At 66.0% G+C, this 2,051-nt stretch carries 3 protein-coding genes; 2 read left to right on the forward strand and 1 reads right to left on the reverse strand.

All coding sequences use genetic code 11. The annotated features are described in order from the left end of the window. Positions 1-107 precede the first annotated feature (107 nt). Positions 108-725, reverse strand: a complete 618-nt coding sequence (locus V7E05_RS14135) for an isochorismatase family protein (RefSeq protein WP_333620264.1) — start codon at positions 723-725, stop codon at positions 108-110. A 123-nt stretch (positions 726-848) separates the two neighbouring features. Between V7E05_RS14135 and V7E05_RS14140 the strand changes: the two genes are divergently transcribed. Together V7E05_RS14140 and V7E05_RS14145 are read left to right on the forward strand one after the other, a co-directional pair. Further along, the gene (locus V7E05_RS14140; RefSeq protein ID WP_333620265.1) at positions 849-1,799 is read left to right on the forward strand and encodes a GlxA family transcriptional regulator; all 951 of its coding nucleotides are present in this window, start codon (positions 849-851) and stop codon (positions 1,797-1,799) included. A 49-nt stretch (positions 1,800-1,848) separates the two neighbouring features. After that, positions 1,849-2,051, forward strand: a 203-nt coding sequence (locus V7E05_RS14145; RefSeq protein WP_333620266.1) for an SDR family NAD(P)-dependent oxidoreductase, incomplete at its 3' end; no start/stop codon positions are given.

Here is a 2,051-nt window from a genome sequence, read left to right on the forward strand (position 1 = left end):
CGCGGCATTTCGGCGAGGTTTACTCCCGTGAACGGCGTGAAACGACTGTGTTTCGGACCGGCGCGCGCCCCGTAACAATTGCCTCCGGATGGGCCGGGGCGTTCACACTAGGCCCCCGTCGCCGAGGACACGAGGTTGCTACCTTCCAGCGGCGTTCCGTTTTCCAGAGCGGCGGTCCACTCGGTTGTCGTTGCGACGGAGGCGAAGTTCGAATTGAGCAGAACCATGAGGGTTTCGTGCACGGCCTTCGCGGGGACGTCGCCTCGGGCGTTCTTCAGGTTGATCGCACCTGTGGCGTCCGAGAGCACCTCGACGGAGAAGCCGAGCGGTTCGGCGGTGACCGCAGCGCCGATCACGCAGTTGTTGGTCATGAATCCGACGAGCGTGATGGTGTCCACTTCCTTGGAACGAAGCCATTCGGCGAGGTCCGATTCGGAAAATACGCTGGCCACCGTCTTGGTCGCGGTCTTCCATTCGCCGGTTTCACGGCGCGCGATCTCGGGATGGAGCTTCTGCCCTTCGCTGCCCTCGGCGAACACGGGCGCCCCCTCGGGGTACGCGTGCGTGAACGAGGCGATGGGGAGTCCTGCCTCGGTCGCGGCGTCGACGGCGGCGAGGATGTTGGAGAGAGCTTCCTCTCGCGGCGGGTGGGCGATGGCGAGCGGCCCATCGAAGTACTCCTGCTGAACATCGATGATGACGAGCGCGCGACTCGGGGTGGTCATGGTGGTCCTCCACTGGTTGGGATTGAGCGGTTCCCTCCCGGTCACCATCCATCGTGGTGGACACGACCTATATTCGCGAGTGTCTTTCTGGCACACCTTCGATGGAATCGGGCCAACTGAGCTATGAACTTCGCAATCTACGTATTCGACGGCATCTCGATGTTCCACGCTGCGGCGCCGCTTTCGGTGTTCGGCGAGGCGGCGAAGTTGCCTGCCGCAAGCGACTGGACGCTCACCGTGTGGAGCGACTCGGGCTCTCCCGTTCGCACCGCCGAAGGCGTCGAGCTGGCGGCGCTGTCGGGCCCGGAAGCCCTCGAGGCCGCCGATGTCGTGGTTATCCCGTCGTGGCATTCCGATTTCAGGCCTGTCGAGGGGTGGTTCCGCGAAGGCATTTCCCGCTCCCATGAGACCGGCGCGCAGGTCGTCGGCCTGTGCCTCGGCGCGTTCCCGCTCGCGGCGTCCGGAATCCTCGACGGCCGCGCCGCGGTCACCCATTGGTCGGGCGCCGAGGAGTTGGCGCGATCGTTCCCGCGGGTACAGGTGGCCGCGGACGCCTTGTATATGGACCACGGGGACGTTCTCACCTCCGCCGGCACCGCTTCGGGGCTCGACGCGTGCCTTCACTTCGTGCGGACCGAGCTCGGCGCGGAGCACGCCGCGGCGGTCGCTCAGAAACTCGTCATCGCGCCACACCGAGACGGCGGGCAGGCCCAATTTATTCGTCGCCCGATGCCCGCTCCGTCCGAGCACGGCCCGATGAGCGACCTTCTCGAATGGATCGTCGCGAACCTCGAACAGCCGCTGACGGTCGATACCCTCGCGGCCAGGGCGCAGATGAGCACGCGCAATTTCACCCGCCGCTTTCGAGAGGCGACCGGGACGAGCCCTGCGCGGTGGATCGCGGCGCGCCGGCTCGACGAGGGCCGCCGGTTACTCGAGACGACCGGGTGGACGATCGACCGGATCGCCCGAACCTGCGGATTCGCCAGTCCTGTGACGTTTCGACAGAGCTTCGCCGCGGCATTTTCGACCACTCCGACGTCATACCGCAGGCGTTTTTCCCACACTTCCTGAGCGTCGCGAATCCGCGCGCGGCCCGCGAGAGTTGTGTTTAATGAGCGCAATGGCAACTCAACTTTGGACCGAAGCCGATATCGTCGACCAGACCGGACGCACCTTCGTCGTCACGGGAGCGAATTCGGGGCTCGGCCTGGAGAGCACCAAGGCGCTCACGGCCGCCGGCGCGCGGGTCATCATGGCGTGCCGCAACATCGAGAAGGCGGAGGCCGTGCGCGAGGAGCTGCCCGCGGACTCACGCAGGCTGGT

It is taken from the genome of Dietzia sp. (assembly GCF_036741115.1).
GTDB lineage: Bacteria > Actinomycetota > Actinomycetes > Mycobacteriales > Mycobacteriaceae > Dietzia.